General features: G+C 73.1%; 5 protein-coding genes. All 5 read left to right on the top strand.

The genetic code is table 11. The features are described from left to right. A partial coding sequence (locus Q0741_RS11400; protein WP_298233321.1) for a YceI family protein occupies positions 1 to 582 on the top strand: 582 nt, incomplete at its 5' end. Between the two features lie 246 nt (positions 583 to 828). Continuing rightward, complete coding sequence (locus tag Q0741_RS11395) at positions 829 to 2,898, top strand: EAL domain-containing protein (protein ID WP_298233320.1); 2,070 nt, start codon at positions 829 to 831, stop codon at positions 2,896 to 2,898. Then, the gene (locus tag Q0741_RS11390; RefSeq protein WP_298233319.1) at positions 2,895 to 4,004 is read left to right on the top strand and encodes a diguanylate cyclase; all 1,110 of its coding nucleotides are present in this window, start codon (positions 2,895 to 2,897) and stop codon (positions 4,002 to 4,004) included. Before Q0741_RS11395 ends, Q0741_RS11390 begins: the two co-directional genes overlap by 4 nt. Positions 4,005 to 4,149: 145 nt before the next feature. Continuing rightward, the gene (locus Q0741_RS11385; RefSeq protein ID WP_298233318.1) at positions 4,150 to 4,782 is read left to right on the top strand and encodes an NAD(P)H-dependent oxidoreductase; all 633 of its coding nucleotides are present in this window, start codon (positions 4,150 to 4,152) and stop codon (positions 4,780 to 4,782) included. A gap of 162 nt (positions 4,783 to 4,944) precedes the next feature. Further along, positions 4,945 to 8,160 carry a PAS domain S-box protein gene (locus tag Q0741_RS11380; RefSeq protein ID WP_298233317.1) on the top strand — a complete coding sequence of 1,072 codons (3,216 nt, stop codon included), beginning with the start codon at positions 4,945 to 4,947 and terminating at the stop codon, positions 8,158 to 8,160. The last annotated feature ends 64 nt before the right edge of the window (positions 8,161 to 8,224 follow it).

Raw genomic sequence — 8,224 nt, 5'->3', positions numbered from 1 at the left:
GGCGCCGCGCTGGCCGGCGAGTACGCGCTCGATCCCGCGCGCTCCGAGCTGGCCGTGCTGGTGCGCCGCGGCGGCTCGCTGGCGCGGCTGGGGCATGACCACGTGGTGAGCCACCCGGCGCCGCGGGGCTGGCTGCGCCTGCCGGCGACGGGCGTGGCCGAGGGCGAGATCACGCTGGCGCTGCACGAGCTGGTGGTGGACGACCCCGCGCTGCGCGCACGCTACGCGCTGGACACGCATCCCTCCCAGGCCGCCATCGAGGGCACGCGCCAGAACATGCTGCAGCGCGTGCTGGAGGCGGACGCCTTCCCGCTGGCGCGGGTGCGGCTGCAGGCCCCGGCACGGCCCGGCGCCGAGGTGCAGGCCGAGATCAGCCTGCACGGCGTCACGCGGCGCCTGCCCGTGGTGGTGGACTGGACGGTGCGGGACGGGGAACTGCGCGCCCGTGGCCGCTTGTCCCTGCTGCAGACCGATTTCCAGATGCAGCCGCTGACCGTCCTCGGCGGCGCGCTGCGCGTGGAGGACCGGCTCGACCTCGAGTTCGACCTGCGCGCGCGGCGGCCGCCGCCTGCCGCGCCCTGAGGTCCGGGCAAGCCCGCCGACTTGAGCGACCTCAAGGTCCGCACCGCGCCGAACTGCCACACTCCGAATGGTGTCTTTCCGTCCGGGGTGCTGACCGTGTCCTGGCGCTCGACTCTTCCTCCGGCCGTCGGATGGTCCCAGAGCACCGCGTGAAGCAGATCACGGCTGCAGGCTCAAGCCGAGACCGCGGCTGCCGATAGACCTATATCAAGCAGCTGGCGCCGGATGCGGCGATCGCTTCCTGGCATGAACTTTCCCGATCCCTGCAGTGCCGTTGCCGAAGCCGCCGAGCTGGGGGGCGTGATCGACCACCTGCGCGACGTGGTGTTCCGGATCGACGCCCTGGGCTGCTGGCGCTTCCTCAACCGCGCCTGGACCGAGCTCACCGGCCACGCGCTGGCCGACTCGCTGGGCGGCGCCTTCCTGCAGCACGTGCACCCGCTGGACCGCGACGGCGCCGAGGCCTGCTTCCAGCGCTTCATGGCCCAGGCGCAGAAGTCCTGCCGCCAGCGTCTGCGGCTGCTGCGGCGCGACGGCAGCATCGTCTGGGTGGAGGCCAGCCTGCGCCAGGTGCTGGACGCGCAAGGCAAGCCCCTGGGCATCGCCGGCACGCTGGCCGACGTGGGCGAGCGGCTGCGTACCGAGGAGCAGCTGCGCCTGGCCGCCGCGGTCTTCAACGGCGCGGGCGAAGGCATCGCAGTCACCGATCCGCACGGGCGCATCGTGGACGTCAATGCCGCCTTCGAGGCGATCACGGGCTACCGCCGCGAGCAGGTGCTGGGCCGCAATCCTTCCATCCTCTCCAGCGGCCGCCACGACAAGGCCTTCTACCAGGCCATGTGGGCCGAGCTGGTGGACAAGGGCGCCTGGAGCGGCGAGATCTGGAACCGCCGCGCCGACGGCTCGCTGCTGGCCGAGCTGCTGCGCATCACGGCCGTGCGCGACGCGCAGGGACGCCATACCCATTACGTCGCCATCTTCAGCGACATCACCGGCTTCAAGCGCCAGCAAGAGACGCTGGAGCGGCTGGCGCACTACGACGCGCTGACCGGGTTGCCCAATCGCGTGCTGCTGATGGACCGGCTGGAACAGCTCATCGCGCAGGCCGCGCGGCGGCACGAGCGGCTGGCCGTGTGCTACCTGGACCTGGACGGCTTCAAGGATGTCAACGACGCCTGGGGCCACGCCACCGGCGACGAGCTGCTGGTGCAGGCCGCCGAGCGCATGCGCCAGATGCTGCGCCCCACCGACACCGTGGCGCGGCTGGGCGGCGACGAGTTCGCGCTGCTGCTGGACCAGGCCGTCTCCGAAGCCGAGGTCTCGCGGGTGGCCGAGCGCGTGCTGGCGACGCTGGCCTCGCCCTATCGGCTGGAGCGCTGCAGCGCGCGCGTGACCACCAGTATGGGCATCGCGCTGTACCCGCAGCACGGCCACACCCCGGGCCACCTGCTGCGCAACGCCGTCCAGGCCATGCTGCGCGCCAAGCGCCTGGGCAAGAACCACGCGTGCTTCGTCACCGAGGAGGAGACGGGCGTCAGCGAGCGCGAGCGCCACGCGCTGGCACTGCGCCAGGCGCTGCACGCGGGCGAGTTGATGCTGGTCTACCAGCCCAAGGTGGACGCGCGCACCCGGCAGCCCGTGGGCGTGGAGGCGCTGCTGCGCTGGCAGCACCCCGAGCGCGGCCTGCTGTCGCCGGGCGATTTCCTGGTGCAGGTCCACGGCCTGGAGCTGGAGTGCGAGATCGACGCCTGGGTGCTGGAGCAGGGCGTGGCGCAGCTGGGACGCTGGGCCCGCGAGGGCGTCGCGCTGTCGCTGAGCCTCAACCTCTCGGCCGCGGTGTTGCTGCAGCCGCAGCTGGCCGAGCGCGTGGCCGAGCTCGTGGCCGAGCACGCCGTGCCGCCCGGGCGGCTGGAGCTGGAGGTGCTGGAGACGGCGGCGCTGACGGACCTGTCGGCGGTGATCCGCACCATGGAGGCCTGCGCGCGCGCGGGCGTGTCCTTCGCGCTGGACGACTTCGGCACCGGCTATTCGTCGCTGCACTACCTGCGCCAGCTGCCGGTGAAGACGGTCAAGATCGACCAGGGCTTCGTGCGGCGCATGCTCACCGACGCGGGCGACATGCACATCGTGCGCGCCGTGATCGGCTTGGCCGGCGCTTTCGGGGTGCGCACCGTGGCCGAGGGCGTGGAAACCGAGACCTGCGCGCAGGCGCTCACGGAGCTGGGCTGCGACGCGCTGCAGGGCTACGGCATCGCGCGCCCGATGCCGGCGTCGGCGCTGGCGCAGTGGCTTGCCGCGCAGGGAGGCGGCGCATGAGCGCGGGTGCCGTCCCGTATGCCGGCACCCACCGCTCCGGCATGGGGCTGGTGCGCCGGCTGTACCTGCCGCGCGTGCTGGGGATGGCGTTGGGAGGCCTGGGCGTGGGCGCGGCCCTGCACCAGCACGGGATGCTGGTGCAGCTGTGGCCGCTGCTGGTCTTCAACGCGCTGCTGTGGCCGCACCTGGCCTACCGCCGCGCGCGGCGCGCGCCGCATCCCCGCAGCGCCGAGCACCATAACCTGCTGCTGGACGCCTTCAGCGGCGGCTTCTGGCTGCCGGCCATGGGCTTCAACCTGCTGCCCAGCGTGCTGATCGCCACCATGCTGTGCATGGACAACATCGCCGTCGGCGGGCCGCGCCTGTTCGCGCGCGGGCTGCTGGCGATGGCGCTGGGCGTGGGCGTCGGCGTGGCGATGCTGGGCTGGCATATGGAGCTGACGTCCTCGCTGAGCACGCTGGTGAGCTGCATTCCCTTCCTGGTGACCTATCCGCTGGTCATCGGCATCACCTCGTACCGGCTGTCACGCCGGCTGGCCGCGCAGAAGGCGCAGTTGCAGGAGATGGCGCGCTTCGACCCGCTCACGGGGCTGCTCAACAAGGCGCACTGGCATGCGCAGCTCGACGTGGAGTTCCTGCGCTGGCGCCGCAGCGGCCGGCCGGTGACGCTGATGCTGCTGGACCTGGACCACTTCAAGCGCATCAACGACGAGCACGGCCATCCGGCGGGCGACGAGGTGCTGCGGCAGTTCGCGCGCATCCTGCGCCATCACGTGCGCGACGTGGACGTGGCCGGGCGCATCGGCGGCGAGGAGTTCGCCGTGATCGTGCTCGACAGCAGCGCCGGGCAGGCGCTCTACATCGCGCGCCGGGTGCGCGCGGCGCTGGCGGCGCAACCCCTGCCCGTGGCCGGCGGGGTGCGGGTGTCGGTGAGCGTCGGCATCTCCGAGCCCGGCGCTTGGCAGGGCAGCGCGGCGCACTGGTTCGCCGAGGCCGACGCGGCGCTCTACACCGCCAAGCGCGAGGGGCGCGACACGGTGCGCATGGCACCGCGAAGCCCGCTGGAATTCGCCACCGAGCCCGAGCCGGAAACCGAGGAAGCCTGAACGCGGTGCCTCCTGGCAGGCGCTTATGTTCAAAAATCCTGCATTCAACATTGCGTCCCATCCGCTGGAGGGTTTGCGGGCAAACCCTATTCTTTGGGGCATGCGGCAAGCCTTGCTGCTTCAACGGATTTCAACGGAGTACGCCATGAACGTTCTGCATCTGGATTCGAGCCCTCTGGGCGGTGCCTCGGTGACGCGCGAAGTGACGGCGGCGCTGGCCGCGGCCTACCGCGCCACGGGCGCGACGGTGGTTTACCGTGACCTGGCGGCGCAGCCCGTGGCGCACCTGGGCGGCGAGCTGCTGCAGGCGTTGCGCCCGGCGCCGGGCGCGGCCAAGCCCGAAGGCGAGGCCGTGGCGCGCGAGCTGGCGCTGACGGAGACGCTGCTGGCCGAGTTCCTGGCCGCCGATGTGGTGGTGGTGGGGGCGCCCATGTACAACTTCTCGGTGCCCACGCAGCTCAAGGCGTGGATCGACCGCATCGCGCAGGCCGGGCGGACCTTCCGCTACACGCCCGAAGGGCCGCAGGGGCTGGCCGGCGGGCGCAAGGTGGTGATCGTGTCCTCGCGCGGAGGCCGCTACGCCGGCACTGCCTTCGAGCAGGCGATGGACCATCAGGAGGCCTACCTGCGCGCGGTGTTCGGCTTCCTGGGCATCACCGATGTCGAGGTGGTGCGTACCGAGGGCGTGAACCTGGGCGCCGAGGCGCGCGCGGCGGCGCTGGCCCAGGCGCGGCAGGAGGTCGAAACGCTGACGGTGGGCGAGGAAGCGGCGGCCTGACAAGCGCTGGACCGGCGTGCCAAGTCCTGCCGCAAGGCTGCGGGGCTCAAGTCGGCACACCGATTGCCGCTCTTCCTCTCCGGAGGACGGAGCGCGCCGCTGGAGCGGCCAGGGTTCGGCGAGGCGCCGGGCCCACGGGTGCGCCGTCCCGGAAAGGCCGCCATGACCGAGACTCCCGCCGGCAGCCTGCGCGGCGACATGCAGGCGCTGCTGGCCGCCATCGTGGCGTCCTCCGATGACGCCATCCTGAGCACCACGCTGGAGGGGGTCATCACCTCCTGGAACGCCGGCGCCGAACGCATGTACGGCTACAGCGTGGCGCAGGCCCTTGGGCAACCCTTGGCATTGATCGTGCCCGACGACCGCACCGAGGAGGCGCTGGACATCCTGCGGCGCGTGGCGCGCGGCGAGCGCGTGGCGCATCACGAGACGGTGCGGCTGACCTGCGATGGCCGGCGCATCGACGTGCTGCTGGGCGTGTCGCCGGTGCGCGACGCCGAGGGGCGCGTGGTGGGCCTGTCCAAGGTGGCGCGCGACATCAGCGCGGAGAAGGCCGCGCAGGCGCAGCGGCGCCAGGCCGAGGAGCGGCTGCAGCTCATCAGCGACAACGTCCCGGCGCTCATCGCCTACGTGGACCGCGACCTGCGCTACCGCTTCGTCAACCGGGCCTACGCGCAGTGGTTCGGCCGCCCGCACGAGGAGCTCATCGGCCGCCGGGTGGACGAGGTGCTGGGCGAGGCAGCCTGGCGCCTGGTGCAGCCGCGCATGGCGCGCGCGCTCGCGGGCGAGATCGTCCAGTACGAAGCCGAGCTGAACATCCGCAACGCGGGGCACCGCTGCATCGAGGCCAGCTACGCGCCGCACCACGGCGATGACGGCCGCATCGAGGGCATCGCGGTGATGGTGCACGACGTCTCCGCGCGCTCGCGCGCCGCGCAGGCCTTGGCGCGCAGCGAGGAGCGGCTGGCGCTGGCGGTGCGCGCCGCGGGCATTGGCATCTTCGATCTCGACCACGCCGCCGGCACGCTGCACGCCTCGGCCGAGCTGCGCGAGCTGCTGGGCTGGACGCCGCGGCAGACGGTGGACGCGCAGGCGCTGCTGGAGCGGGTGCATCCGCTGGACCGCGAGCTCTGGGAGCGTGGCCGCGGTGCCGCCGAGGACCCGCACGGCGATGGCCTGTTCACGCTGGAGCATCGCGTGCTGCGCCCCGACGGCACGCTGCGCTGGGTCAGCACCCGGGCGCAGACGCTGTTCGAAGGCCGGGGCAGGGCACGCCGCGCGGCGCGCACCACCGGCGTGCTGGTGGACGTGAGCGAGCGGCGCGAGGCCGAGCAGGCGCTGCGCCGCAGCGAGGCGCTGCACCGGCTGCTGGTGTCGCTGCACGATGCCACCGCCGGGCAGCACGATCCGCGTGCGGTGCAGCGCGAGGTGGCGCAGCGCCTGGGCCGCCAGCTCGGCGCCAGCCGCTGCCTGTATGCCGAGTTCGAGTCCGACGGGCGGCACGCGCGCGTGCGCCACGACTACACCGACGGCGTCGCCAGCATCGTGGGCCTGCACCGGGTGCCGGACTTCGGCTCGGCGCTGGGCGAGACGCTGGCGGCGGGCCGCACCTTCGTGGTGGAGGACGCGCCGCACGACCCGCGCCTGGCTCCGGGCGGCGCGCGCGCGGCCTACGCCGCGCTGGACATCGCCGCGCAGGTGTGCGTGCCGCTGGTCAAGGAGGGCAAGCTCGTGGCGTCGCTGTCGGTGCACCAGCGCTACCCGCGGCGCTGGCAGCGCGACGAGATCGAGCTGGTGGAGCAGCTGGCGCAGCGCACCTGGTTCGCGCTGGAGACGGCGCGCGCGCAGGCCGCGCTGCGCGAGAGCCGCGACGTGCTGGGCTTGGCCATGCGCGCCGGGCGCATGGGCGCCTGGTCGCGAGAGCTGGGCTCGGGCGAGGTGTGGTGGAGCCGCGAGCTGGAGGAACTGTTCGGCCTGGAGCCGGGGCGTTTCGGCGGCTACGAGGAGGCTTTCCTGGACCTGGTGCATCCCGAGGACCGCGACACCTTGCAGCGCGCGGTGCGGGAGAGCATCGAGAGCGTCGGGGACTACACGGTGGAATTCCGCTTCCGCCATGCCTCGGGACGCTGGGGCTGGATGGAGGGCCGCGGCCGGGCCCTGGCCGACGGCGAAGGGCGGCCCGCCATGCTTTACGGCCTGGGCATCGACATCACCGAGCGTAAGCAGGCCGAGCAGGAGCTGCAGCGCCTCAACGCCGAGCTGCAGCACGCGGCGCGGCGCAAGGACGAGTTCCTGGCCACGCTGGCGCACGAGCTGCGCAACCCGCTGGCGCCGATGCGCAACGCGCTGGAGATCCAGCGCCTGCGCCTGCCCGGCGAGGACGCGCAACTGCGCTGGTCGCACGAGCTGCTGCAGCGGCAGCTGCGCCAGCTCACGCGGCTGGTGGACGACCTGCTGGAGATCTCCCGCATCACGCAGGGCCGGCTGGAGCTGCGGCGCGAGCCGCTGGAGTTGGCGGAGGTGGTGCAGGCGGCGGTGGACGCCGCGCAGCCGCTGATGCAGGCGCGCCGCCATGCCTTCACGGTCTCACTGCCCGAAGGCGCGTTGCGGCTGGTGGGCGACGCCGCGCGGCTGACGCAGGTGCTGCTGAACCTGCTCAACAACGCCGCGCAGTACACGCCCGAAGGCGGGCACATCGCGCTGACGGCGCGGCGCGAGGGCGAGGAAGCCGTGGTGCGCGTGCGCGACGACGGTATCGGCCTGGCGCCGGAGCACCTGCCGTACATCTTCGAGATGTTTTCCCAGGTGCAGCCGGCGCTGGCGCGCAGCCATGGCGGGCTGGGCATCGGGCTGGCGCTGGTGCGCGCGCTGGCGGCGCTGCATGGCGGCAGCGTGAGCGCGCGCAGCGAGGGCCTGGGCCGCGGCAGCGAGTTCGAGCTGCGGTTGCCGCTGCCGCCGCAGCCGCCGGCGGAACCCGGGCCCGATGAGCCCGCGGCCGTGCCGGCCCCGGACGCCCGGCGCGTGATGGTGGTGGACGACAACCCCGACGCCGCCGAGAGCCTGGCGCTGCTGCTGGAACTGCAGGGCCACGAGGTGCGCACCGCGCACGACGGCCCGGGCGCCGTCACGCTGGCGCAGGGCTTCGGACCCGAAGTGGCGATCGTGGACATCGGGCTGCCGGGCATCAGTGGCTACGAGGTGGCGCGGCGCATCCGCGCCCAGGACGGCGGCCGGCGCATGCTGCTGGTGGCGCTCACCGGCTGGGGCCAGGCGCAGGACAAGCAGGCGGCGCTGGAAGCGGGCTTCGACCGCCACCTGACCAAGCCGGTGGCACCGGAGCAGCTCGACGAGCTTTTCAGCCTGAAGCGACCCGGCTGAGCGCGGGAGCGGCCCCTGGTCCGGTCATGCCCCGGGCCGGTGCGCCCGTGAAGCCCTGGGCTAC

Origin of the sequence: uncultured Azohydromonas sp. (assembly GCF_937926365.1) — a bacterium.
In the GTDB taxonomy this organism is placed as follows: Bacteria; Pseudomonadota; Gammaproteobacteria; order Burkholderiales; family Burkholderiaceae_C; genus Azohydromonas.
The sequence above is the reverse complement of the archived record's forward strand: the minus strand, read 5'-3'. Positions and strand labels throughout refer to the sequence as shown.